The sequence below is a fragment of the Pseudomonas sp. GW821-FHT02B10 genome, from assembly GCF_059421865.1.
The window spans coordinates 600,237-625,089 of record NZ_JBWKVU010000001.1; the positions used below are offsets into that span (position 1 = coordinate 600,237).

The window sequence follows — 24,853 nt, forward strand, 5'->3', positions numbered from 1 at the left end:
ATAGGGATAAGTCTGATGGCCGCTAGGGGGAATCCTTTCCTAAGCTCAGATAAATCGGCCAGTTTTTGGTGATCTTTAATCAAAAGGAGGCAAGATGATGGCAACGTTACCCACCCTCGGGTTCGCCGGTATTGGCCTGATGGGCTTGCCCATGTGTCGCCGTCTGCTGGCGGCGGGTTATCCCCTGGTGGTGTGGAATCGCAACCGGGAAAAATGCGCGCCACTGCTGGAGGCGGGCGCGCAACTGGCGCAGACCCCGGCCCGGCTATGCGAGGCAGCGGACCTGGTGCTGCTGTGCCTGGCCAATACCGAGGTGGTGCGCGAGGTGGTGTTTGGCGCCGAGGGTATCGCCCAGGGAGCCCGGGCCGGCCAACTGCTGGTGGACCTTTCCAGCCTGGAGCCGACCGCCACCCGGGAAATGGCCGCGCAACTGGCCAGCAGCACCGGCATGGGCTGGGTCGATGCCCCGGTGTCCGGCGGCACGCCCGGTGCCGAGGCCGGCAGCCTGGCAATCATGGTCGGCGGCGAGGCGGCGGATATCGAACGGGTGCGCCCGGTCCTGCTCAATCTGGGGCAACGGGTGACTCATATGGGCGGCGTCGGCGCCGGCCAGGTGACCAAGGCTTGCAACCAGATGATCGTCACCTGCAATGCCCTGGTGATCGCCGAAGTGGTGGCGCTGGCCGAGCGTTCCGGGGTCGATGCGTCATTGCTGGCCGAGGCGCTGGCCGGTGGTTTCGCCGATTCCAGGCCGTTGCAGATTCTCGCTCCGCAGATGGCCGAAAGCCGCTTCGAACCGATCAAATGGCATGTGCGCACCCTGCTCAAGGATCTGGACGGGGCGGTGAAGTTCTCCCGCGAGCAGGGCTCGGCCACGCCGATCAGCGGATTGGCTGCACAACTGATGCGCCTGCATGGCGGCCAGGGCTATCTGGAGCAGGATCCCGCGACCCTGATCCGCCTGTATCGCGAACCGACGTCAGAGGGCTGACCGCGGCGACGGCGGGCAGCATGCGCTGCTCGATCTCGTCGATCACCCCGGGCAACTCTTCCAGGGGCAGCGCCCGGCTGAGCAGGTAACCCTGGATGAAGTCGCAGCCGTATTGGGCGAGGAACTCGTACTGCTCCATGCTCTCGACGCCTTCGGTCACCACCTGCAGGTGCAGGGTATGGGCCATGACGATAATCGCCTGGACGATTTCCTTGTCCTGGGTCGACTGGGGCACGTCCTGGATGAACGAGCGGTCGATCTTCAGGGTGTTGAGCGGCAGGCGCTTGAGGTAGGCGAGGGACGAATAACCCGTGCCGAAGTCGTCGATCGACAGCGACACCCCAAGATTGCGGATCTGCCGCAACAGGGCCACGGTGCTGTCGATGTTGCCCATCAGGGCGTTTTCCGTGACTTCCAGTTCCAGGCGCTGGGGCGCGACACCGGCGCTGCTCAGGGTGTTGGCGATCTCCTCGGCCAACTCCTCCCGCGCCAGGTTCAGGGCCGAGCAGTTCACCGCGATTTTCAGCTCGGCAAAGCCATGGCGGGACAGGGCGGCCAGGTCCTCGCAGGCCTTGCGCAGGACCCAGTTGTCCAGTTCGGCAATCAGCCCGTTGGCTTCGGCGATCCCGATGAAACGATCAGGGGCCAGCAGCCCGTGCAACGGATGCCGCCAGCGCACCAGCGCTTCGAGCTTGCTGACCTTGCGGCTTTCCAGGTCGTAGATGGGTTGGTAATACAGGGTCAATCCGGCTTCGTGGCGCAGGGCGTTGCGCAATTCTTCCTCCAGTTGCAGCTCCAGGCTCGCCCGGGTCTTCAGGTTGGTGCTGAAGAAATGCAGGCTGTTGCGACCGCTGCCCTTGGATTGATAGAGCGCCAGGTCGGCATGCTTGAGCAGTTCTTCGCAGGTTGTGCCATCGTCGGGAAAGACGCTGATGCCGATGCTGGTGGTCATCACCATGCGCCTTCCTGCCAGCTCGATGGGCTCCTTCATCTTGCTCATGATGCGTTGCGCCATGTGCTGGGCTTCGTCGCGGTGGCTCAAGCTCATGAGGATGCAGAACTCATCTCCACCGAAACGCGCCACCACGTCTTCATGGCTGCGGGTGGAGCTTTTGATATGGCCGGCAATCACCTTCAACAGTTGGTCGCCGGCATCGTGGCCGAGGCTGTCGTTGATCCGCTTGAAGTGATCGATGTCGAGGAACATCACCGCCAGCATGCCGCCCTGCACGGTTTTTTCGATGAGCTTTTCGGCGAACAGCTGGTTGAAGCCGCGACGATTGATCAGGTTGGTCAGGGCATCGTAGTGCGCCACCTGTTGCAGCGCCACCCGGGCCTGGTCCAGTTGGCTCAGCAGGGTGTTGACCCGGCGCAGGTCCTGTTCCTTGTGCTGGAGTTTCTTGTCCGCCAGGGCCGCGCTGATGCTGCTGCCGATGATCAGCAGGGCGATGACGGCGATGGTCAGGCCCAGTTGCAAGGGGTTGTCGTCCACCGCTATCGAAGGCGTGCCCGCCACTGGCATCACCAGTTTCAGCGCCCACATGCCGGTGAAATGCATGGCGACTATGCCGCCCCCCAGCAGCAGGCTGGCCGCGTATTTGAGCAGCTGGTGGAGCACGCCGCTGCCATTGCTCAGGTAGCGGGACAGCAGCAAGGCGACCAGGCTCGCGCTGATGGCGATGGCAATCGACAGGCCGAAGAGGTCGGGTTGGTAGTAGGCCGTGGCTTGTGAGCGCATCGCCGCCATGCCGACATAATGCATGACGCAGATGCCCAGGCCGATCCAGATCGACGCCAGCAGGTAGCGCCACAGTTGCAGCTGGGTATGGCTGAGGGTCTTCATCGCCAGCCAGGATGCAATCACCGCGATCAGCAGCGACAGCAGGGTCATCGGCAGGTCGTAATGGGTTTCGATGGGGATTTGCAGTGCCAGCATGCCAATGAAATGCATGGCCCAGATGCCGCCGGCCAGGCAGAAGGCGCCGATCCAGCGCCAGCGTTGCTGGGCGGCTGCCAGGTCGACGTGGCGCACCCGTTCGGCCATGTCCAGGGTGGCGAAGCTGCCAGCGCAGGCCACCAGATAGGCGAGGATCACCAGCACGGGGTTGTGGCTGCAGGTGAGTAATACCTGCCCGCCTTCGGGGAGCTCGGTAAAAAAATGCAGACCAAGCCATTCCATCGCAGGCCCCGTTTCTTGAGTCATCCAGGGCCAGCCCTGATGGCTGACCAATGGGAGTGAGTATAGGAAGCCGAGGCAAGGCCGGGAGCGATGGTGGCAGATTGACTTAAATGATTTTGGAATTCATCCCATAGCCAATCGAGCTAAGCACTCTGTTCGAAGTACAGCGTCGGCTCCAGGGGCGCGAGCCCGAATGCCGCCCGCGCGGCGTCGCAATCGACGTTCTGTTGGCCATTTTCCCAGGACGCCTCGAACTCGCGGCAGGTACTGGAACGCTGGTGATAGATCGAACAGCTGACTTCCTTGCCGACCTCGCCGGTCAGCGCGGTGCAGCGGGTCGGCTTGCAATCGGTACCGAGCATGGCGACCCGGCTGGGGCTGATGGACGCCACCAGATCGTCGGGGACCGTACCGCCGGAAGAGGCGCATTCACCCCAGAAAAAAGACACACGAAAGTGTGAACAGCAGGCACCGCAATTCAGACACGGACTGGCTTCGGACATGGGCGTATTCAAAGGGGAGGAGGTTGATGAGGGGGTCAGCAAGGCCGCTATTCTAGGCTTCGCAACGGCCTTGGGAAGGGGGCGCGCGAGGTATTTTTCAGGCCCTGCGCAAGCCCTTGAAAAATCGGGCTTTAGCCCCGGTATCCGGGGGCTTGCGGCGGATTTTTCGGGGGCGATGGCGTTGTTCGGGCGGCCGTCGAGCGCGGTCGACGACCTGTGCTTCGGATTGCCTGGTATCAGCCTTACGAATCATTACAGACAAGTGCGGCGGGGCTGACTAGATTGCAACTTCCAGGCTCGGTTGCGTCTGGCCGAATAACAATAAAGAGACCGACCCATGCAGAACTCGACCCAAGCGGCGAATGCCTGGCGCATTCTGTTCCTGTTGTTCCTGGCTAACCTGTTCAACTTCTTCGATCGCACCATTCCGGCCATCATTATCGAGCCGATCCGCATGGAGTGGCACCTGAGCGACTTCCAGATCGGCATCATCGGTACCGCCTTCACCATCGTCTACGCCATTGCCGGCCTGCCCCTGGGGCGCATGGCCGATACCGGGTCGCGCAGCAAGCTCATGGGCTGGGGCCTGGCGGTGTGGAGCGGGCTGACCGCGGTCAACGGCCTGGTGGGCAGCTTCTGGAGTTTCCTCGTCGTGCGCATGGGCGTCGGCATCGGCGAAGCCAGCTATGCGCCGGCGGCCAACTCGCTGATCGGCGACCTGTTCCCGGCCCATCGCCGGGCCCGGGCCATGGGCATCTTCATGCTTGGCCTGCCGCTGGGCCTGTTGTTGGCGTTCTTCAGCATCGGCGCCATGGTCAAGGCCTTCGACAGCTGGCGCGCGCCGTTCTTTATCGCCGCGGTGCCGGGGCTGTTGCTGGCGGTGTTCATGTTCTTTATCAAGGAGCCCAAGCGTGGGGCGGCGGAAGCCGTCAAGGTCTCCCTGGAGCGCGTCGACCGGCCGATCCGCCGGGTGCTGGCGATCCCGACCTTTCTCTGGCTGGTGCTGGCCGGGCTGACCTTCAACTTCGCGACCTACGCCTGCAACTCGTTCCTGGTGCCGATGTTGCAGCGTTACTTCCTGATGCCCTTGCAGGAAGCCGCGGTGGCGACCGGGGTGATAGTCGGGGTGACCGGCCTGTTCGGCCTGACCCTGGGCGGCTGGGTCGCCGACAAGATTCACCAGCGTGTCGCCAATGGCCGGTTGCTGTTCGCCGCCTTCAGCATGTTGATCTCGACCCTGTGCACGGCCTGGGCCCTGCATGCCGGGCGCATCGAGATCGGGGTGTTCGTCGCGGTATTCAGTGTCGGCTGGCTGTTCGCCTACAACTTCTATACCTGCGTTTACACGGCGATCCAGGATGTGGTCGAACCACGTCTGCGGGCCACGGCCATGGCGCTGTTCTTCGCCGGCCTGTATCTGCTGGGCGGAGGCCTGGGGCCGGTGGTGGTGGGGGCGCTGTCCGATCACTTCGCCCATGCGGCGATGTACGCCGCCGGGGCCGGGCAGATGACCGAGGCGTTCAAGGCGGTCGGCCTGCATGACGCCATGTACCTGATCCCGGTGGCGTTGCTGTTGACCATGCTGTTCCTGTTCCTGGCCTCGCGCTGCTTCGTGCGCGATGCGCAGCGGATGAAGGACGGGTTGGTACCGGGCGAGCCGGCGGTGGCGGCGGTGGCGGCTTGAACAGTGCTTCTATAGAAGCAGATAAAAAAGGCCCGCATTGTGCGGGCCTTTTCATTTACCGGCAGAGCAGGGGGATCAGCCCGCCACCAGCACCCGGATCGCTTCCAGGCGCAGCGCGGCTTTCTCAAGCATCGCCAGGCCTTGTTCGCGTTGTTGGCGCAGGGCCACCAGTTCGCTGTCGCGCACGGTCGGGTTGACCGCCTGCAACGCGGTCAGGCGCGCCAGTTCTTCGTCGGTGTCGGCGGCCAGGCGCCGTTGCGCCTCGGCCACGCGCTCGGCGTGACGCGGGGCGATCTTCGCTTCGCCGGCGTTGATCTTCGGCGTCAGCTGGTCGCGCTGGGCCTGGATGAACTTGTTGGCGCTGGCCCGTGGCACGCTTTCCAGCTGGTCGTTGAGGGTCTCGAAGGCGACGCGCGCCGACAGGTCGTTGCCGTTGGCGTCCAGCAGGCAGCGCAGGGCGGCCGGTGGCAGGTAGCGGCCCAGCTGCAGCGAGCGCGGTGCCACCACTTCACTGACGTACAGCAGTTCCAGCAACACGGTGCCGGGCTTCAGCGCCTTGTTTTTGATCAGCGCTACGGCGGTGTTGCCCATGGAACCGGACAGCACCAGGTCCATGCCGCCTTGCACCATCGGGTGCTCCCAGGTGATGAACTGCATGTCTTCGCGAGACAGCGCCTGGTTGCGGTCGTAGGTGATGGTCACGCCTTCGTCGTCGCCCAGCGGGAAGCTGGCGTCGAGCATTTTTTCACTCGGCTTGAGGATCAGCGCGTTGTCCGAATGGTCTTCGCTGTCGATGCCGAAGGCGTCGAACAGGGTTTCCATGTAGATCGGCAGGGCGAACTGGTCGTCTTGCTCGAGGATCGCTTCCACCAGCGCATCGCCTTCGCCGGCGCCGCCGGAGTTGAGCTCCAGCAGACGGTCGCGGCCGGTGTGCAGCTCGGCTTCCAGGCGCTCGCGCTCGGTGCGCGCCTCGTCGATCAGCGCTTGCCACTCGCCGTCGTCGGCTTCTTCCAGCAGCGGCAGCAGGCGCGGGCCGAACTGATGCTGCAGGGCGTTGCCGGTCGGGCAGGTATTGAGGAAGGCGTTCAGCGCTTCGTGGTACCACTGGAACAGGCGCTCTTGCGGGCTGGTTTCCAGGTACGGCACATGCAGCTCGATCACGTGTTTCTGGCCGATCCGGTCGAGACGGCCGATCCGCTGCTCCAGCAGGTCCGGGTGCGACGGCAGATCGAACAGCACCAGATGGTGGGCGAACTGGAAGTTGCGACCTTCACTGCCGATTTCCGAGCAGATCAGCACCTGGGCGCCGAACTCTTCGTCGGCGAAGTAGGCGGCGGCGCGGTCGCGCTCGAGGATGTTCATGCCTTCGTGGAATACCGTAGCCGGGATACCGGAGCGCACGCGCAGGGCGTCTTCCAGGTCCATGGCGGTTTCGGCGTGGGCGCAGATCACCAGGACCTTGGTGCGCTTGAGCATTTTCAGCTGGTCGATCAGCCACTCGACGCGCGGGTCGAATTTCCACCAGCGCTCTTCTTCGCTGGCGTCCGGCTGGGCCTGGAAGCTGACTTCCGGGTACAGCTCGGCGTGCTCTCCCAGCGGCAATTCCAGGTACTCGTCCGGGCATGGCAGCGGGTAGGGGTGCAGCTTGCGTTCGGGGAAGCCTTGCACCGCGGCGCGGGTGTTGCGGAACAGCACGCGGCCGGTGCCGTGGCGGTCCAGCAACTCGCGCACCAGGCGCGCGCTGGCTTCAGTGTCGCCGTCGTTGACGGCGGCGAGCAGGGCTTCGCCTTCGTTGCCGAGGAAACTGTGGATGGTCTTGTGCGCTTCTGGCGACAGGCGTCCTTTATCCAGCAACTCCTGCACGGCTTCGGCCACCGGGCGATAGTTTTCGCTCTCGGCGCGGAAGGCGGCCAGGTCGTGGAAGCGGTTCGGGTCGAGCAGGCGCAGACGGGCGAAGTGGCTGTCCTGGCCCAGTTGTTCCGGGGTGGCGGTGAGTAGCAGGACACCGGGGATCACCTCGGCCAGCTGTTCCACCAGCGCGTATTCCGGGCTGACCTGGTCTTCGTGCCACACCAGGTGGTGCGCTTCGTCGACCACCATCAGGTCCCAGCCGGCGGCGAACAGCGCGTCCTGGGCCTTCTCGTCGTCCACCAGCCATTCCAGGGCCACCAGGGCGAGCTGGGTGTCTTCGAAGGGGTTGGCGGCATCGCTTTCGATAAAGCGTTCTTCGTCGAACAGCGCGACCTGCAGGTTGAAGCGCCGGCGCATTTCCACCAGCCACTGGTGCTGCAGGTTCTCCGGGACCAGGATCAGCACGCGGCTGGCGCGGCCCGACAGCAGCTGGCGATGGATCACCAGGCCGGCTTCGATGGTCTTGCCCAGGCCCACTTCGTCCGCCAGCAGAACCCGCGGCGCGATACGGTCGGCGACTTCACGGGCAATGTGCAGCTGGTGGGCGATAGGCTGGGCGCGTACGCCACCCAGGCCCCACAGCGACGATTGCAGCTGGCGGCTGGTGTGTTCCAGGGTGTGGTAGCGCAGGGAGAACCAGGCCAGCGGGTCGATCTGCCCGGCGAACAGACGGTCGCTGGCCAGGCGGAACTGGATGAAGTTCGAGAGTTGGGTTTCCGGCAGGGTGACGACTTCGTTCTGTCCGTTGAGGCCGTGGTAGACCAGCAGGCCGTCGACGTCGTCGACTTCGCGCACGGTCATTTTCCAGCCTTCGAAGTGGGTGATGGTGTCACCCGGGGAAAACCTCACGCGAGTGAGGGGCGCATTCCGTAGCGCATACTGGCGAGTGTCGCCAGTGGCCGGATAGAGCACGGTCAGCAAGCGGCCGTCCTGTGCCAGAACGGTGCCTAGACCTAGCTCGGCTTCGCTGTCACTAATCCAGCGTTGCCCCGGTTGATACTGCTGCGCCATGCTGCCTGACTCCCGCCTTGAAAAAGCCGACTATGTTAACGGATCGGCGGCCTCAGGCCAAAGGACTCTAACAAAAACAACTACGCTGGAAGGTAGCGTATCGGGCGCATTTGTCGGGGCTCGGGGCACTATCGGGTGACGACTGGGTCACAAGTTTGCGACCGATGGCTCAAGTCGCCCCCGCAGCAGCCGACAGCCTGCCGACAGGAGACCAATAATATGCTGCCCCCGATGCTGCCCTTGAGTGCCGTGCCCGTGACCTCCCAGCAGGATCCGATCCGGCCGCGCCCGGATATCCCGCCGGTGGTGCCGGTGCAACAGAGTTCCAACGAAAGCACCATCGACCTGCAAAAGCGCGATGCCGAACAGTCGGCGCTGCTGCTGCGCGAAGAACAGCAGCGCCAGCAGCAAAGGCACAAACGCCAGCGCGAAGCCGAGGCTGCGGACGATCCCGAACTGCACCTGGCTGTGCCCGGGGACGAGTTGAATGCCGACAACACCGTGCCGGTGGCGCCGCTGATCGAGGACGCGCCACGCCAGGGGCTGTGGGTCGACGTCGAGGTCTAGATGCTGTCCTTTAATGCCTGCAACAGTGGCGCGCAAGGGATCACAGGGTGCACTTCGCGCGATGCTGGTCAAACTGCGGCCCCCCTTTAATTGCGCTCAATATCCGCCGATCACTGGTCAGGCGCCGCGTCACGCCGCATTATTGGCAAACCCGCAAGGGCCGCAGCCGCGCTATCGCTATATAGAGGCTCCGGTCGACATAGACCTGAACGATGCAAGCCAACGCCATGAGCCAAGACGACAACCTGATCGACCTGAACGCCGAACGTGCCAAGCGTGTGCATGACTTGAAGGAAAAGCGCCTGAACGAAGTGCGCCAGGCATTCGAGCAGGCAATGCCTTTGGGCAAGCCGAAGAAGAAACCGAAAAAGCCGAAAAAGCGCTGAATCGGGCGCGATCTGTTGATGTAAGTCAGTTATTTCCCCTCCCTGTCGTCCTGTCTGGGTCGACCATTGACCCCGGTCAATTTTCCCCGCCGCCTCTTTGGTTAACTTAGCCCCATCGCAACAGGGCAAGAGCAGGAGGCCAGTCATGTTTTTCGACAATGTGGTGATCGCCGGAGTGCTGACTGTCGGCCTCATGGTTCTGTTTTTCGCCGGGTTTGGATTTTTCATCTGGAAAGATGCGCATAAACGCAAAAAACCTTAAGTCTTTCCGGTTACGAGCACGCAAGGCATTTTGGGCAACTTCGGTTGCCCTTTTTTTTGCCTGTGTGTTTTGTGGCAAAGCCATCATTTATTTCAGGCACAAAAAAAGGTGCGACCCGAGGGGCGCACCTTTTTTGTCGCGGACCGAGCGAATCAGGTCCCGAGGGCTTTCGAGGCCAGCCAGAACAGACCGGCCGACAGAGCCACGGTTGCCGGCAGGGTCAGCACCCAGGCCAGCAGGATGGTGCGTATGGTGCCGCTTTGCAGGCCGCTTTTGTTGGCGACCATGGTTCCCGCCACGCCCGAAGACAGCACATGGGTGGTCGATACCGGCAGGCTGAAGATATTGGCCATGCCGATCAGGCCGGCGGCGGTGATCTGCGCCGACATGCCCTGGGCATAGGTCATGCCCTGCTTGCCGATCTTCTCGCCGATGGTCTGTACCACACGTTTCCAGCCGATCATGGTCCCCAGGCCGAGGGCCAGGGCCACGGCCAGGATCACCCAGAACGGCGCGTACTCGGTGGTGGCGGTCAGGTCTTTGCGCAACTTGTCCAGGTCAGCCTTTTCACGGGCCGCAAGGTGCGGCAGCTTGCCGACTTTCTTCGCGGTGTCATCCAGGCAGAGCAGGTAGCGACGCACTTCGATACGGCTTTCGGCCGGCAGCGAGTGATAGTCGGCTACCCCCTTGAGGGTGCCCAGCAGCGCGGCGATGGTCGGTTCGGTCTGCTGCGGGTTGCAGCGGAACTTGCCTGGCAGGTCGTCTTTCACGCTTTTGCCCAGGGCCAGGAACTCGCCCAGGGAGTCCTCGTTACGCTGATAGAACTGGCTCAGGTGCAGGGTGGCGTCGCGGGTACGCTCGATCTGGTAGGTGGTGCTGTTCAGGTCGAGCACGAACTGCGCGGGCACGATACCGATCAGTACCAGCATGATCAGGCCGATGCCTTTCTGGCCGTCGTTGGAACCGTGCACGAAGCTCACGGCCATGGCCGAGATCACCAGCACCAGGCGATTCCAGAAGGGCGGATGTTTCTTGTCGTCGACCTTGCGGCGTTGTTCCGGGGTCTTGTGCATCTTCGAGATCGGGCGCCACCACTTCAGGCCGATCAGCACCAGGGCGGCAATCAGGAAACCGGCCATGGGCGAGAACACCAGGGAAGCACCGATGTCGATCGCCTTCTGCCAGTTCACGCCATCGCCCAGCGGGATGTCGTTGAGCAGGGCATTGGCCAGGCCGACACCGAGGATCGAACCGATCAGGGTGTGGGAGCTGGAGGCGGGAATACCGAAGTACCAGGTGCCCAGGTTCCAGGTAATGGCCGCGGCCAGCAACGAGAAGACCATGGCCAGGCCGTGGCCGGTGTTGACATTGATCAGCAGCTCGACCGGCAGCAGATGGACGATGGCATAGGCCACGCCGACACCGCCCAGCAGCACGCCGAGGAAATTGAATACACCGGAAAAGAATACGGCCAGGTGCGGCGGCATGGCTTTGGTGTAGATAACAGTGGCAACCGCATTTGCGGTGTCATGAAAGCCGTTGATGAACTCGTAGGCGAGGACAAAAGCCAGGGCGAGCAAGAGGCTCACAAGCACCCAAGCATCCAGTCCGCTGAATAAATCGATCATGAAGGTTTTCTGACCCGGTCATAAGGGGGCGCGATTATGCCAGAAAACCCTGGTAATCGATGCACTAGGTGCTGGTTGGTAACATTCTTCAACGAAAAAGCCGGAGGCAGGCCAATGGCCATGCCTTTTTTCGGGGCATGGGCAAGCCATTGATTTTACTGGGGCTCATCCTCAAGGTCAGGAGCACAACGCTGAGCCAAACGTCTCAAACGCTTGTATGAAATTTCAGTGCCATGACACTTTTTGAGCCCTTTGGGGCCATTCGCTGCCACACGGCGGATGCCAGGCCGACCTTGCGATCGACCTTTATCTGCAAGGGCATCGAGCCGTGCGAAAGTTTCAGGCGAACAGCGTCACGGCTGGTCTGCCTTGAGCTCTTTTTCCATCTTTTGCAGTTCTTGGGTGAAGGCCTGGTCGAGAACGCTGGCGCGCTTGCGCCAGGGTTTGCGTTCCGGTTCAGGCTGGGCGGCGTAGGTGGTGACTTCGCCTCCGTAAACTTCCTTGTAACGTTGTTCCTGGCGCTCAAGTTCCGCGCGCAGTTCGTCTTTCGTCACAGTGTTACCTAATTGAGTTGAGATTATCCCGATGATACGCATTGCCTAGATCGGGTTTATCAAACCGCCTCGTACTCGGCTCGATTAAAGGAGCCTGGATTGCGATGGGGCTCGCCAAACCGCTTCTTGTTGCATGCGGCCACGCCACCGGACAAGAACAGCTGTCGTAGCAACAGTTACTTTTTTGCAAACGCATTGGCCGGGCATATTGAGATGAGCGTCAAGCGCTTGCTGCAGGAGGCGTCATTTACTCTACGCAGCCTGATGATGCTGCCGAACGCAGAAAAGCGTCGGTGATCACTTTACTCATTATAGCGGCGGCCATGAATAACTCTATCGGCAATAAGTTAAAAATCATCAACTTGATATCAGGGTTTTGTTACACGAAAGTTTTAATCCGGATGACGAGAGCAGTTCTGTAACAAGGCCTGACAAGTTGCCTGGACTAATGCGGAAGAAATGAGAGTTTTATTGGCGGCGAAAAAGCGGCACATCGCATGGCAGGCATTTATCGCGATGGATTGCGATTATCGGTCGATGGTTCGATAATCGCCCAATGTTGGCCGTGCAGGCTTGTGCATCCTCTCCAGTACGGCTTGTAATAAGCCGGACTTCCGTCGCAGAGAACCTGAAATGAACGATCAATTGCGTAATTCCTTCGCTTCCGCCGCGCCGCCGATTGTCGCTTCGCCGGCCAAGCGGATTCAGGCGCTGACGGGTGATCCGGATTTCATGACCTCTCTGGCTCGCGGCCTGGCGGTGGTCCAGGCCTTTCAGGAGCGCAAGCGCCATCTGACCATCGCCCAGATCAGCCACCGTACGGAGATTCCCCGTGCCGCTGTGCGCCGCTGCCTGCATACCTTGATCAAGCTCGGTTACGCCACCACCGATGGCCGCACCTATTCGTTGCTGCCCAAGGTGCTGACGCTGGGGCATGCCTATCTGTCTTCCACACCGCTGGCGGTATCGGCCCAGCCTTACCTGGACCGCATGAGCGAGCAACTGCACGAAGCCTGCAACATGGCCACCCTGGAAGGCGACGACATTCTGTACATCGCCCGTTCGGCCACCACCCAGCGCCTGATCTCGGTCGATCTCTCGGTGGGTGGGCGCCTGCCGGCCTACTGCACATCCATGGGGCGGATCCTGCTGGCGGCGCTGGATGACGCCTCGTTGCGCGAATACCTCGACCATGCCGACCTGCAAGCCAAGACCAGCCGTACCCTGCACACGCCGCAGGCGCTGCTCGAATGCCTGCAACAGGTCCGGCAGCAGGGCTGGTGCATCGTCGATCAGGAACTGGAACAAGGCCTGCGCTCGATCGCCGTACCGGTGTACGACGCTTCGGGCCAGGTACTGGCTGCGCTCAATGTCAGTACCCATGCCGGTCGCGTTAGCCGCGCCGAGCTGGAGCAGCGCTTCTTGCCGGGCCTGCTCAGCGCCAGTCGCGACCTCAGCGCCCAATTGTTCGCTTGAGGGCTGTCTGCTTAAGCTGTTCGATAAACGCACAGATACGCGCTTGCTGAATTGACGCTCTTTCCCTTGCCTCATTAATGTCGCGGCAGCGTCATCCGGCCACTGGAGCACCGCCTCTGCAATGGCCGCGTGACGCCCCCATAATAATGAAGAGGCCACCCCCCCATGAGCATCGCCCGCGCGCCCAGCCGCGCTCCTCTATTCTGCCTTCGCCTGCCGACGGCCTGATCCCGCAAGACCCTTTTCGATCTGAACCGACCAGCTCTGGCTGGCACCTGTGCGCCTGCGTTTTTCGCGTGGAATAAAAATAATGAACCAGCCTCAATCCGCTGTAGGGAACTGCCTCGATGTGCAGTCCTTTATCAATGCCCAGCCGCTGTCGCGCTATCAGTGGCGGGTGGTGATCCTGTGTTTCCTGATTGTCTTCCTCGATGGCCTCGATACCGCGGCCATGGGCTTCATTGCGCCGGCGCTGTCCCAGGATTGGGGTATCGACCGCGCCAGCCTCGGCCCGGTGATGAGCGCGGCGCTGATCGGCATGGTCTTCGGGGCGCTGGGCTCCGGCCCGCTGGCTGACCGCTTCGGGCGCAAAGTGGTGCTGGTGGGGGCGGTGCTCCTGTTCGGTGCCTTCAGCCTGGTGTCGGCCTACAGCAGCAATGTCGACCAGTTGCTGGTGCTGCGTTTCCTTACCGGCCTGGGGCTGGGCGCCGGCATGCCGAATGCCACCACGCTGCTTTCCGAATACACCCCCGAGCGCCACAAGTCGTTGCTGGTGACCAGCATGTTCTGTGGTTTCAACCTGGGCATGGCCGGCGGCGGTTTCATTTCCGCCAAGCTGATCCCGGCATTTGGCTGGCACAGCCTGTTGCTGATCGGCGGGATTTTGCCGCTGATCCTGGCAGTGGTGCTGCTGGTCTGGCTGCCGGAGTCGGCGCGTTACCTGGTGGTGCGCAATCGTGGCACCGACAAGGTTCGCAAGGCCCTGGCGCCCATCGAGCCGGGCACGGTCGGCCAGGCCGCGAGCTTCAGCGTGCCGGAGCAGAAGACCGTGAAAGCGCGCAATGTGTTTGCGGTGATTTTCTCCGGGACCTACAGCGTCGGCACCTTGCTGTTGTGGCTGACCTATTTCATGGGGCTGGTGATCGTGTACCTGCTGACCAGCTGGCTGCCGACCCTGATGCGCGACAGCGGCGCGAGCATGGAGCAGGCGGCCTTTATCGGCGCGCTGTTCCAGTTCGGCGGGGTACTCAGCGCGGTGGCGGTGGGCTGGGCTATGGACCGCTTCAACCCGCACAAGGTCATCGGCACCTTCTACCTGCTGGCCGGGATCTTCGCCTACGCGGTCGGGCAAAGCCTGGGCAACATCACCTTGCTGGCGACCCTGGTGCTGGTCGCCGGCATGTGCGTCAACGGCGCGCAATCGGCGATGCCATCCCTGGCCGCGCGCTTCTATCCGACCCAGGGCCGCGCCACCGGCGTGTCGTGGATGCTTGGCATCGGTCGCTTCGGGGCGATCCTCGGGGCCTGGATGGGCGCCACGCTGCTGGGGCTGGGCTGGAATTTCGAGCAAGTGCTGACCGCGCTGGTGATCCCGGCCGCGCTGGCGACCACGGCGGTGGTGATCAAGGGCATGGTCAGCCATGCGGATGCGACCTGATCGAATGAGCAAGGCGCTCCTCAAGGGAGCGCTGAATACCTGTAGCCGCTGCCGCAGGCTGCGATAAGGCCGAAGGCCTTCAGTGTCCTGAGATCTTCGCGATCGTTCTCCGAACGCGGCCCGGGTCGATCGCAGCCTGCGGCAGCGGCCACAGCACAATCGATAGTCAGACAACAATCTGTTCGATAAACGAACGCTCAGTCGATTATCGGATTGTTTGGGTTTTTCCCTCGGCTTAATCTTCAGTCACTCCGGCGCATCCTTCGGCGCCTTTTTCTTCCAGTCGCTCAATAACAATCGGGAGATCCCCCATGGCTGAAATCCTTTCGCTGCACGACGCGGTGAAGCAGTTCGTCAACGACGGCGATACCGTCGCGCTCGAAGGCTTCACCCACCTGATCCCCACGGCCGCGGGTCATGAAATCATTCGCCAGGGCAAAAAAGACCTGACCCTGGTACGGATGACCCCTGACCTGATCTACGACCAGTTGATCGGTGCCGGTTGTGCCCGCAAGCTGATTTTCTCCTGGGGCGGCAACCCGGGCGTCGGCTCCCTGCATCGCCTGCGGGATGCGGTCGAGAAGCAATGGCCGCACCCCCTGGAAATCGAAGAACACAGCCACGCCGACCTGGCCAATGCCTACGTGGCGGGCGCCTCGGGCCTGCCATTCGCGGTCTTGCGCGCTTATGCCGGCTCCGACCTGCCGAAGGTCAACCCGCTGATCAAGAGCGTGACCTGCCCATTCACCGGTGAAGTGCTGGCGGCGGTGCCATCGGTACGTCCTGACGTCACCGTGATCCATGCGCAGAAAGCCGACCGCAAGGGCAACGTGCTGTTGTGGGGCATTCTTGGCGTACAGAAGGAAGCCGCCCTGGCCGCCAAGCGCTGCATCGTCACCGTGGAAGAAATCGTCGACGACCTGAACGCCCCGATGAACGCCTGCGTGCTGCCGACCTGGGCCCTGAGCGCGGTCTGCCATGTGCCGGGCGGCGCCCATCCGTCCTACGCCCACGGCTATACCGAGCGCGACAACATCTTCTACCAGGCCTGGGACCCGATCGCCCGCGACCGTGAAACCTTCACCGCCTGGATCAACGAATACATCCGCGACAGTGCTGACTTCAGCGAATTCCAGGCCAAGCTGGCCGCAGCAACGGGGGCCAAATAATGACTTACTCCACCAATGAAATGATGACCGTTGCCGCCGCCCGCCGCCTGCAGAACGGCTCGGTGTGTTTTGTCGGGATCGGCCTGCCGTCCAAGGCCGCCAACCTGGCGCGCCTGACCTCGTCGCCGGACGTGGTGCTGATCTACGAATCCGGCCCGATCGGCGCCAAGCCCAGCGTGCTGCCGCTGTCCATCGGTGATGGCGAGCTGGCCGAGACCGCGGACACCGTGGTGCCGACCGGCGAGATCTTCCGCTACTGGCTGCAAGGCGGGCGGATCGACGTCGGTTTCCTCGGCGCCGCCCAGGTCGACCGTTTCGGCAACATCAACACCACGGTGGTCGGCGACTACCACCAGCCGAAAGTCCGCCTGCCGGGCGCCGGCGGTGCGCCGGAGATTGCCGGCTCGGCCAAGAGCGTGCTGATCATCCTCAAGCAGTCGTCGCGTTCCTTTGTCGACAAGCTCGACTTCATCACCTCGGTCGGTCACGGCGAAGGCGGCGACTCGCGCAAGCGCCTGGGCCTGCCAGGGGCCGGGCCGGTGGGGATCATCACCGACCTGTGCATCATGGAGCCGGAAGCCGGCACCCATGAATTCGTGGTGACCTCGTTGCACCCGGGCGTGACCCGCGAGCAGGTGGTCGCCGCCACTGGCTGGGCGATCCGTTTCGCCGACCAGGTGGCGGAAACCGCCGCCCCGACCGAGATCGAATTGACCGCCCTGCGTGACCTGGAAGCCCGCACCGCCGCGGCCCATGGTCAAACCCCGGGAGAAGCCTGATGCGCGAAGTGTTTATCTGTGACGCCATTCGTACCCCCATCGGCCGCTTTGGTGGCGGCCTGTCGACGGTCCGTGCCGACGATCTGGCCGCCGTGCCGATCAAGGCACTGATCGAGCGCAACCCGTCGGTGGACTGGAACGCGGTGGACGAGGTGTTCCTCGGTTGCGCCAACCAGGCCGGCGAAGACAATCGCAACGTGGCGCGCATGGCGCTGCTGCTGGCCGGGCTGCCGGAAACCATTCCGGGCGTGACCCTCAACCGCCTGTGCGCTTCGGGCATGGATGCCATCGGCACCGCCTTCCGCGCCATCGCCAGTGGCGAGATGGAGCTGGCCATCGCCGGCGGCGTTGAGTCGATGTCCCGCGCGCCCTTTGTCATGGGCAAGGCCGACACCGCCTTTTCGCGCAACATGAAGCTGGAAGACACCACCATCGGCTGGCGTTTCATCAACCCGCTGATGAAGGCCCAGTACGGCGTGGATGCGATGCCGCAGACCGCCGACAACGTCGCCGACGATTATCAGGTGTCGCGTGCCGACCAGGATGCGTTCGCCCTGCGCAGCCAGCAGCGCACCGCCGCGGCGCAGGCTGCCGGGTTCTTCGCCGAGGAAATCGTCCCGGTGCGTATCGTCCACAAGAAGGGCGAGACCGTGGTCGAGCAGGATGAGCACCCGCGGGCCGATACCTCGCTGGAAACCCTGGGCAAACTCAAGCCGGTCAACGGCCCGGACAAGACCGTCACCGCCGGCAACGCCTCGGGCGTCAACGACGGGGCGGCGGCGCTGATCCTGGCGTCGGCCGAGGCGGTGAAAAAGCACGGCCTGACCGCCCGTGCCCGGGTGCTGGGCATGGCCAGCGCCGGCGTGGCGCCACGGGTGATGGGCATCGGACCGGTGCCGGCGGTGCGCAAGTTGACCGAACGCCTGGGCGTGGCAGTCAGCGATTTCGATGTGATCGAACTCAACGAAGCCTTCGCCAGCCAGGGCCTGGCAGTATTGCGCGAACTGGGCCTGGCGGACGACGCGCCACAGGTCAACCCCAACGGCGGCGCCATCGCCCTCGGCCACCCGCTGGGCATGAGCGGTGCGCGCCTGGTATTGACCGCGCTGCACCAGCTGGAAAAGACCGGTGGCAAAAAAGGCCTGGCAACCATGTGCGTGGGTGTCGGCCAGGGCCTGGCATTGGCCATCGAGCGCGTCTGACGCGCTTCTTATAAGAACGAGGAACGAGCATGACCGACAAGCCCGGTTACCGGCGCCCGCAACCAGGTACTCAGCCTGATTACCTGCACCCGGCCTACAAATCCACCAACACCCGCTCGCCGTCCAAGCCGCTGGTGTTCCTGCCCCATTCGCTGTCGGAAATCACCGGCCCGACCATCGGCGCCGATTACCTGCAGGACAAGGACAACGACCTGACCGCCCAGCATGCCGGCGAGCCCCAGGGCGAGCGCATCATCATCCACGGCCGGGTGCTGGACGAGAACGGCCTGCCGGTGCCGGGGATCCTGGTGGAGATCTGGCAGGCCAACGCCGCCGGTCGCTACAACCACGACCGCGACCTGCATGACGCACCGCTGGACCCGAACTTCACCGGCACCGGGCGTACTGTCACCGATGCCGATGGCTGGTACCAGTTCCAGACCATCAAGCCCGGTGCCTACCCCTGGGGTAACCACCACAATGCATGGCGTCCGGCGCATATCCACTTCTCGCTGTTCGGCCCGAGCATCCTCACGCGCCTGGTGACCCAGATGTATTTCCCGGGCGACCCGCTGCTGGCCTACGACCCGATCTACAACTGCGTGCCGGACACCCGCGCCAAGGAACGCCTGATCGCCAGCTTCGACCTGGAGAAAACCATTCCGTCCTACGCCCTTGGCTACCGTTGGGACATCGTCTTGCGCGGCCGCGATGCCACGCCGATGGAGAAATAAGATGACGCTGACTGCGACCACGTCCCACACCGTCGGCCCCTACTACCACATCGGCCTGACCTGGCTGAACCGCGAAGACCTGACCCGGGCCGAGACCCTCGGCGAGCGGGTGGCGATCAGCGGCCAGGTGGTGGATGGCAACGGCGATTTCGTCAACGACGCCATGCTGGAAATCTGGCAGGCCAACGCGGCCGGCAAGTACGACCACCCGGAAGACGATCAGGCCAAGGCCCTGGACCCGAACTTCCAGGGCTTCGGCCGGGTGCCGGTGGATGGAGAAGGGCGTTTCCGCTTCACCACCATCAAGCCGGGTACCGTACCTGGCCTGAAAGGCTCGACCCAGGCGCCGCACCTGGTTGTACTGGTATTTGCCCGGGGCCTGGTCAAGCACCTGCTGACCCGTATCTACTTCGACGGCGAGCCGGCCAACGCCGCCGATCCGCTGCTGGCCTGCGTGCCCGAAGAGCGTCGCGCCACCTTGCTGGCCAAGGCCGATGCGCCGGGCCACTACCAATGGAACGTGATCCTGCAGGGTACCGACGCGGAAACGGTGTTCTTCGATTATTGAGTGTGCCTGGGGGGAGTGGGGGCTGGTTCGCGAGTAGGCTGAACCGGTCGCTCCCCCCAAGGTCGTCTTGCGGAACGGGACTGTTACAAAGTATGTCTAGACTCACCACGTCCCCAAAGAGTGAAAAGCCATGACAACGTTAACCAGTCACTACACGACCGAGGAGCGCAGCAAGAGGATCTTCGCGATCGTCGGCGCTTCCTCCGGCAATCTGGTCGAATGGTTCGACTTCTACGTCTACGCCTTCTGCGCGATCTATTTCGCCCCGGCGTTTTTCCCCTCCGACGACCCCACGGTGCAACTGCTCAATACCGCCGGCGTGTTCGCCGCCGGGTTCCTGATGCGTCCTATCGGCGGCTGGCTGTTCGGCCGGGTGGCCGACAAGCACGGGCGCAAGAATTCCATGATGATTTCGGTGCTGATGATGTGCGCCGGCTCCTTGGTCATCGCTTTCCTGCCGACCTACGCCAGCATCGGCGCCTGGGCGCCGGCGTTGCTGTTGATGGCGCGCTTGTTCCAGGGCCTGTCGGTGGGCGGTGAATATGGCACCACCGCGACCTACATGAGCGAAGTCGCGCTCAAGGGCCAGCGCGGGTTCTTCGCGTCCTTCCAGTACGTGACCCTGATCGGCGGGCAACTGCTGGCGGTGCTGGTGGTGGTGATCCTGCAACAGTTTCTCGACGAGGCGCAGCTCAAGGCCTGGGGCTGGCGGATTCCGTTCGTGATCGGCGCCATCGCGGCCCTGATCTCCCTGCTGCTGCGGCGCTCGCTGAAAGAAACCACCAGCAAGGAAATGCGTGAAGACAAGGACGCCGGCAGCGTGGCCGCGCTGTTCAAGCATCACTCGAAGGCCTTTGTCACGGTGCTTGGCTACACCGCCGGCGGCTCGCTGATTTTCTACACCTTCACCACCTATATGCAGAAATACCTGGTGAACACCGCCGGCATGCACGCCAAGACCGCCAGCTACATCATGACCGGCGCGCTGTTCCTGTACATGTGCATGCAGCCGCTGTTCGGCATGCTGGCGGACAAGATCGGTCGGCGTAACTCGATGCTCTGGTTCGGCGCGCTGGGCACGCTGTGCACCGTGCCTATCCTGCTGACCCTGAAAACCATCACCAGCCCGTTCCTGGCCTTCGTGCTGATCACCCTGGCCCTGGCGATCGTCAGTTTCTACACCTCCATCAGCGGCCTGGTAAAAGCCGAGATGTTCCCGCCGCAAGTGCGGGCGCTGGGGGTCGGCCTGGCCTATGCGGTGGCCAATGCGCTGTTTGGCGGTTCGGCGGAGTACGTGGCCCTGGGCCTGAAATCCCTGGGCATGGAAAACACCTTCTACTGGTACGTGACGGCGATGATGGCGATTGCCTTCCTGTTCAGCCTGCGCCTGCCGAAACAGGCGGCGTACCTGCACCACGATCTGTGACCTGTCCGCGTGCGTCCGTCGCGGACGCACGCCCCAAAGGATTGTTTATGAGCACACCGGCGAGCAACCAACTGTTCGATGCCTACTTCACCACCCGCGATATGCGCGCGGTGTTCTGCGACCAGGGGCGGGTCCAGGCCATGCTCGACTTCGAGGCCGCGCTGGCCCGGGCCGAGGCCCGGGTCGGGGTAATCCCGGCCGCTGCGGTGGCGCCGATCGAGGCGGCCTGCCGGGCCGGGCTCTATGATTTTGCCGCTTTGGGCCAGGCTATCACCACCGCGGGCAACTCGGCGATTCCGCTGGTCAAGGCCCTGGGCAAGCAGATCGCCAAGAGCGATGCCAGCGCCGAGCGTTATGTGCACCTGGGCGCCACCAGCCAGGATGTGATGGACAGCGGGCTGGTCCTGCAACTGCGGCAGGCGCTGAGCCTGATCGACAACGACCTGGCGCGCCTGGGCGGCATCCTGGCCGCGCAGGCCCAGCGCTATGCCACCACCCCCATGGCCGGCCGCACCTGGCTGCAACATGCCACGCCGGTCACCCTCGGCATGAAGATCGCTGGATGGTTGGGGGCTGTGAGCCGCAGCCGCGAGCGTCTGGCGCAGCTCAAGCCACGCCTGCTGGTGCTGCAGTTCGGCGGTGCCTCCGGGACCCTAGCGGCCCTGGGCGAGCAGGCCCTGCCGATTGCCCAGGCCCTGGCCGAGGAGTTGCAACTGAGCCTGCCGGAACAGCCCTGGCACACCCAGCGCGACCGGCTGGTGGAGTTCGCCTCGGTACTCGGCCTGATCGCCGGCAGCCTCGGCAAGCTCGGCCGTGACATCAGCCTGTTGATGCAGACTGAGGCGGCGGAAGCCTTCGAGCCGTCGGCGCCGGGCAAGGGCGGTTCCTCGACCATGCCGCACAAGCGCAACCCGGTGGGCGCGGCGGTGTTGATCGGCGCGGCGACCCGGGTTCCCGGGCTGCTGGCGACGATGTTCAGCGCCATGCCCCAGGAGCACGAACGCAGCCTGGGGCTGTGGCACGCCGAATGGGAAACCCTGCCGGAGATCTGCTGCCTGGTGTCCGGCGCCTTGCAACAGGCGCTGCTGGTGGCCGACGGGCTGGAAGTCGACGCCGCGCGCATGGCCAGGAACCTCGACCTGACCCAGGGGCTGGTGCTGGCGGAAGCCGTGAGCATCGCCCTGGCCCAGCGCCTGGGCCGCGAGACCGCGCACCATCTGTTGGAGCAATGCTGCAAGCGCGCGGTGGCCGAACAGCGGCATCTGCGCGCGGTGCTGGGGGATGAGCCGCAAGTGACCGCCGAGCTGTCGGCGGCGGAACTGGATCGCCTGCTGGACCCGGCGCATTACCTCGGCCAGGCACACGCCTGGGTCGAGCGCGCCGTGGCCGAACATTTAGCCTTGAACGCCTGAAGGAGACTGCCGTGGCATTCGTACAACTCGCCGATGGCGAATTGCATTACCAACTGGACGGCCCGGCCGATGCGTCGGTGCTGGTCCTGTCCAACTCCCTGGGTACCGACCTGCACATGTGGGATATGCAGATTCCGGTCTTTACCAAGCACTTCCGGGTGCTGCGTTTCGACACCCGCGGCCACGGCAAATCCCTGGTCACCGAAGGCCCCTACAGCATCGAGCAGTTGGGGCGCGACGTGCTGGCGCTGCTGGACGCCCTGCATATCCAGCGTGCGCATTTCTGCGGCCTGTCCATGGGCGGGCTGATCGGCCAGTGGCTGGGTATCAATGCCGGCGAGCGCCTGAACAAACTGGTGGTGTGCAACACCGCGGCGAAGATCGGCGACCCGTCGGTATGGAATCCACGCATCGAAACCGTGCTGCGCGACGGCCAGGCGGCCATGGTCGCATTGCGCGATGCCTCGATCGCCCGCTGGTTCACCCCGGACTTCGCCGCGGCGCACCCGGACCAGGCCAAGCTGATCACCGACATGCTGGCGGCTACTTCGCCCGAGGGTTATGCCGCCAACTGCGCGGCGGTGCGCGATGCGGATTTTCGCGATCAATTGTCGGCGATCGAGGCGCCGACCCTGGTGGTGTCCGGTACCGAAGATGCGGTCACGCCACCTTCGGGCGGGCACTTTATCCAGGAGCGCGTACGCGGCGCCGAATACGCCGAGTTCCATGCGGCGCACCTGTCCAACGTCCAGGCTGGCGCTGCGTTCAGCGAGCGGGTCGTGGCATTTTTGCTGGCCGACCAGCGTATTTAAGGAGCCCCCCGTGGACGAGAAACAACGTTACGCCGAAGGCATGCAAGTGCGTCGCGCGGTGCTGGGCGATGCCCATGTCGATCGCAGCCTGAGCACCCTGACCGAGTTCAACTCGGAGTTCCAGGAAATGATCACCCGGCATGCCTGGGGCGATATCTGGACGCGTCCGGGCCTGCCGCGCCATACCCGCAGCCTGATCACCATCGCCATGCTGATCGGCATGAACCGCAACGAAGAGCTCAAGCTGCACCTGCGTGCCGCCGCCAACAACGGCGTGAGCCGCGCCGAGATCAAGGAAGTGATCATGCAGAGCGCGATCTACTGCGGCATTCCGGCGGCCAACGCGACCTTCCACCTCGCCGAGTCGGTGTGGGACGAGCTGGGTGTCGAATCCCGCGGCTGATAACCCACGCCTATAAAGGAGCGCGGCGCCGAGCAACTCGGCGCCGCTGCGTTTTCCCTGTCGGAGCGAGCTTGCTCGCGATGAACCTGAGAGCACCACGTTCAGCCAGTCAGTACGCGCCATCGTTGACGATCATCGCGAGCAAGCTTCGCTCCTACAAAAACAAGGCCAGCCCCGGGGAATGGGGCTGGCCTTGTTTTTGGTGTGGGCGAGCGAGTGGGCTTACAGCAGGCTGATCGGGTAGCTGATGATCAGGCGGTTCTCGTCGAACTCGTTGGTGCTGAAGTCGCGGCGCATGGTCGAGTTGCGCCATTTGACGTTGAGGTTCTTGAGCGTGCCGTTTTGCACGGTGTAGGCCAGTTCGCTCTCGCGTCCCCATTCCTTGCCGTCGGTGATGGTGCCGGTGTGCACGTTGTCGCCCTTGATGTAGCGGTTCATCAGGGTCAGGCCGGGGATGCCGACCGCGACGAAGTTGTAGTCATGGCGCAGCTGCCAGGATCTTTCCTGGGCGTTGTCGTAGCTGGCGTTGTAGCTGTCGTTGGCCAGGGTGCCGCCGCTGGTGCCGTTGACACGCATCCAGGCGTTGTCGCCGGTGAGCTTCTGCAGGCCGACGTAGAAGGTGTGGCCGCCGTACTTGGCCGAGAACAGGCCCGACCAGGTCTTGTTGTCCAGGTCGCCGGCGCGGGCGCTGCCATCCTCCTTGCCGTAGAAGAAGCCGATATTGGCGCCGAGGGTCCAGTCGCCCAGCGGCTGGCTGTGGATCAGGTTGAGGTATTGCTGGCTGTAGATGTCCTTGAGCTGGGCGTTCCACACCCCGACCTGGGTGCGCTTGTCGTTGAAGCTGTATTCGCCGCCCTGGAAGTTGAAGCGGTCGGAGGTGAAGGCCGCTTTGCCGGTCATCGACATGTCGCTCATGCTGCTGTCGTCACGCGGGCTGTTGGCGCGGAACTGGCCGCCGTAGAGGGTCAGGCCATCAATTTCCTTCGAGGTGATCTGGCCGCCGCGGAAGGTCTGGGGCAGGGAGCGACCGTCGTCCGAGCGCAGGATCGGCAGTACCGGCATCCATTCGCCGACCTTGACCTCGGTCTGCGACAGGCGGGCCTTGAATGCCACGCCCGTGCGGCCGAAGTGGTCGGCCGGGCGCCCGTCGTGATCCAGCGGCAATAACTGGGTACCGCCGGTGCCTTTGCCGCCATCGAGCTTCAACGAGTACAGCCCCAGCACGTCCATGCCGAACCCGACGGTGCCTTGGGTGAAGCCGGATTTGGCGTCGAGGATGAAGCTCTGCGTCCATTCTTCAGCCTTGCCCTGGGCCTTGCCCGGGTTGGTGAAGTTGCGGTTGATGTAGAAGTTGCGCAGGTTCAGGTTGACCTTGGTGTCTTCGAGAAAGCCGGACTCCGCGGCCATGACCGGCAGGGCCGTGCTGGCGATGCTGACAGCCAGCAGGCTGGGCAGCAGTGAATAGGGAGTGCGAGTGGATGGCTTCATGGATCGGGCTCTCTAATTGTTAGGGGTGAGGCTGGGCGCTGCCGCAACGTC

22 protein-coding genes are annotated in these 24,853 nt (G+C 63.4%); 16 read left to right on the top strand and 6 right to left on the bottom strand.

The window, feature by feature from the left end; genetic code table 11:
• Positions 1–94: 94 nt before the first annotated feature.
• Positions 95–991, top strand: a complete 897-nt coding sequence (locus AC07VU_RS02775) for an NAD(P)-dependent oxidoreductase (RefSeq protein ID WP_457275777.1) — start codon at positions 95–97, stop codon at positions 989–991.
• Here the strand turns inward: AC07VU_RS02775 and AC07VU_RS02780 are convergent.
• The gene (locus AC07VU_RS02780; protein ID WP_457275778.1) at positions 882–3,170 is read right to left on the bottom strand and encodes a putative bifunctional diguanylate cyclase/phosphodiesterase; all 2,289 of its coding nucleotides are present in this window, start codon (positions 3,168–3,170) and stop codon (positions 882–884) included. The genes AC07VU_RS02775 and AC07VU_RS02780 overlap by 110 nt on opposite strands.
• Positions 3,171–3,313: 143 nt before the next feature.
• Positions 3,314–3,673 (bottom strand): YkgJ family cysteine cluster protein, encoded by a 360-nt coding sequence (locus tag AC07VU_RS02785; protein ID WP_007926609.1) that lies wholly within the window; start codon positions 3,671–3,673, stop codon positions 3,314–3,316.
• Positions 3,674–4,010: 337 nt separating this feature from the next.
• On the opposite strand from AC07VU_RS02785, the gene AC07VU_RS02790 reads away from it, so the two are divergent.
• A complete protein-coding gene (locus AC07VU_RS02790; RefSeq protein ID WP_457275779.1) occupies positions 4,011–5,357 on the top strand; it encodes a spinster family MFS transporter in 1,347 nt (448 codons plus the stop codon).
• Between the two features lie 75 nt (positions 5,358–5,432).
• On the opposite strand, the gene rapA is transcribed toward AC07VU_RS02790, so the two are convergent.
• Positions 5,433–8,279 carry an RNA polymerase-associated protein RapA gene (gene rapA / locus AC07VU_RS02795; protein WP_007926606.1) on the bottom strand — a complete coding sequence of 949 codons (2,847 nt, stop codon included), beginning with the start codon at positions 8,277–8,279 and terminating at the stop codon, positions 5,433–5,435.
• Between the two features lie 219 nt (positions 8,280–8,498).
• Here rapA and AC07VU_RS02800 point away from each other — a divergent pair, with 219 nt between their 5' ends.
• From AC07VU_RS02800 to ccoM, 3 genes are all read left to right on the top strand, one after another.
• On the top strand, positions 8,499–8,846 hold the full coding sequence (locus AC07VU_RS02800; protein ID WP_085530013.1) for an aspartate-semialdehyde dehydrogenase: 348 nt from the start codon (positions 8,499–8,501) through the stop codon (positions 8,844–8,846).
• A gap of 212 nt (positions 8,847–9,058) precedes the next feature.
• Positions 9,059–9,232, top strand: a complete 174-nt coding sequence (locus AC07VU_RS02805) for a hypothetical protein (protein ID WP_007926604.1) — start codon at positions 9,059–9,061, stop codon at positions 9,230–9,232.
• A gap of 145 nt (positions 9,233–9,377) precedes the next feature.
• Complete coding sequence (gene ccoM, locus AC07VU_RS02810; protein ID WP_007926603.1) at positions 9,378–9,494, top strand: cytochrome c oxidase subunit CcoM; 117 nt, start codon at positions 9,378–9,380, stop codon at positions 9,492–9,494.
• 152 nt (positions 9,495–9,646) lie between these two features.
• On the opposite strand, the gene AC07VU_RS02815 is transcribed toward ccoM, so the two are convergent.
• Both AC07VU_RS02815 and AC07VU_RS02820 read right to left on the bottom strand, forming a co-directional pair.
• Complete coding sequence (locus tag AC07VU_RS02815; protein ID WP_007926602.1) at positions 9,647–11,122, bottom strand: inorganic phosphate transporter; 1,476 nt, start codon at positions 11,120–11,122, stop codon at positions 9,647–9,649.
• A gap of 353 nt (positions 11,123–11,475) precedes the next feature.
• Positions 11,476–11,676 carry a hypothetical protein gene (locus AC07VU_RS02820; protein WP_009042495.1) on the bottom strand — a complete coding sequence of 67 codons (201 nt, stop codon included), beginning with the start codon at positions 11,674–11,676 and terminating at the stop codon, positions 11,476–11,478.
• A 633-nt stretch (positions 11,677–12,309) separates the two neighbouring features.
• On the opposite strand from AC07VU_RS02820, the gene pcaR reads away from it, so the two are divergent.
• The 11 genes from pcaR to pcaC all read left to right on the top strand — a co-directional run bounded on the left by pcaR (position 12,310) and on the right by pcaC (position 23,314).
• Positions 12,310–13,152 (top strand): pca regulon transcriptional regulator PcaR, encoded by an 843-nt coding sequence (pcaR, locus tag AC07VU_RS02825; protein WP_007926599.1) that lies wholly within the window; start codon positions 12,310–12,312, stop codon positions 13,150–13,152.
• 310 nt (positions 13,153–13,462) lie between these two features.
• Positions 13,463–14,809, top strand: coding sequence for a 4-hydroxybenzoate transporter PcaK (gene pcaK / locus AC07VU_RS02830; protein ID WP_495029495.1), 1,347 nt, complete (start codon positions 13,463–13,465; stop codon positions 14,807–14,809).
• A 311-nt stretch (positions 14,810–15,120) separates the two neighbouring features.
• The gene (locus tag AC07VU_RS02835) at positions 15,121–15,978 is read left to right on the top strand and encodes a CoA transferase subunit A (RefSeq protein WP_457275780.1); all 858 of its coding nucleotides are present in this window, start codon (positions 15,121–15,123) and stop codon (positions 15,976–15,978) included.
• A complete protein-coding gene (locus tag AC07VU_RS02840) occupies positions 15,975–16,757 on the top strand; it encodes a CoA-transferase subunit beta (RefSeq protein ID WP_172833204.1) in 783 nt (260 codons plus the stop codon). The genes AC07VU_RS02835 and AC07VU_RS02840 overlap by 4 nt, the downstream gene beginning before the upstream one ends.
• The gene (pcaF, locus tag AC07VU_RS02845; protein WP_495029535.1) at positions 16,754–17,959 is read left to right on the top strand and encodes a 3-oxoadipyl-CoA thiolase; all 1,206 of its coding nucleotides are present in this window, start codon (positions 16,754–16,756) and stop codon (positions 17,957–17,959) included. The genes AC07VU_RS02840 and pcaF overlap by 4 nt, the downstream gene beginning before the upstream one ends.
• 29 nt (positions 17,960–17,988) lie before the next feature.
• Complete coding sequence (pcaH, locus tag AC07VU_RS02850; protein ID WP_007926590.1) at positions 17,989–18,693, top strand: protocatechuate 3,4-dioxygenase subunit beta; 705 nt, start codon at positions 17,989–17,991, stop codon at positions 18,691–18,693.
• 1 nt (position 18,694) lies between these two features.
• The gene (gene pcaG / locus AC07VU_RS02855) at positions 18,695–19,261 is read left to right on the top strand and encodes a protocatechuate 3,4-dioxygenase subunit alpha (RefSeq protein WP_274305756.1); all 567 of its coding nucleotides are present in this window, start codon (positions 18,695–18,697) and stop codon (positions 19,259–19,261) included.
• Positions 19,262–19,391: 130 nt separating this feature from the next.
• On the top strand, positions 19,392–20,687 hold the full coding sequence (locus AC07VU_RS02860; protein ID WP_007926588.1) for an MFS family transporter: 1,296 nt from the start codon (positions 19,392–19,394) through the stop codon (positions 20,685–20,687).
• A 47-nt stretch (positions 20,688–20,734) separates the two neighbouring features.
• Complete coding sequence (locus AC07VU_RS02865; RefSeq protein ID WP_277588033.1) at positions 20,735–22,099, top strand: 3-carboxy-cis,cis-muconate cycloisomerase; 1,365 nt, start codon at positions 20,735–20,737, stop codon at positions 22,097–22,099.
• Between the two features lie 11 nt (positions 22,100–22,110).
• A complete protein-coding gene (gene pcaD / locus AC07VU_RS02870) occupies positions 22,111–22,911 on the top strand; it encodes a 3-oxoadipate enol-lactonase (RefSeq protein WP_495029496.1) in 801 nt (266 codons plus the stop codon).
• A gap of 10 nt (positions 22,912–22,921) precedes the next feature.
• Positions 22,922–23,314: a 4-carboxymuconolactone decarboxylase gene (gene pcaC / locus AC07VU_RS02875; protein ID WP_007926582.1), complete on the top strand. Its 393-nt coding sequence runs from the start codon at positions 22,922–22,924 to the stop codon at positions 23,312–23,314.
• A 222-nt stretch (positions 23,315–23,536) separates the two neighbouring features.
• Here the strand turns inward: pcaC and AC07VU_RS02880 are convergent, their stop codons facing one another.
• Positions 23,537–24,802, bottom strand: coding sequence for an OprD family porin (locus AC07VU_RS02880; protein WP_274305760.1), 1,266 nt, complete (start codon positions 24,800–24,802; stop codon positions 23,537–23,539).
• Between the last annotated feature and the right edge of the window lie 51 nt (positions 24,803–24,853).